The organism is Bradyrhizobium sp. Ken01 (assembly GCF_055807355.1).
The window spans coordinates 1-287 of the sequence record NZ_JBVVPC010000187.1; the positions used below are offsets into that span (position 1 = coordinate 1).

Below are 287 nucleotides of genomic sequence, written 5' to 3' on the forward strand. Positions count from 1 at the left end.
TTCGGCGGCTACAAGCAGTCCGGCAACGGCCGCGAGTGGGGCAAGTACGGCCTCGAGGACTTCCTCGAAGTGAAGGCCGTCGCAGGCTTCAACGCGGCGTAGGTTTCGTCGCCTGAACGAACAAAGCGCCGGGGCAGGAAACCGCTCCGGCGTTTTGTTTTTTCGTAGCCCGCATGGAGCGAAGCGGAATGCGGGGAATGTCCCGGATTGCGCTTCGCTCCATCCGGGCTTCTGTAACGGGCCTTGGTTAGTCAATCCCTTTTTGCGGCATCCTCTCGCCGGGAACC

At 61.7% G+C, this 287-nt stretch carries 1 protein-coding gene; it reads left to right on the plus strand.

The genetic code is table 11. The features are described 5' to 3' along the window. Window positions 1-102, plus strand: a 102-nt coding sequence (locus tag AC0L3S_RS39295) for an aldehyde dehydrogenase family protein (RefSeq protein WP_473285104.1), incomplete at its 5' end; no start/stop codon positions are given. Window positions 103-287: the final 185 nt, after the last annotated feature.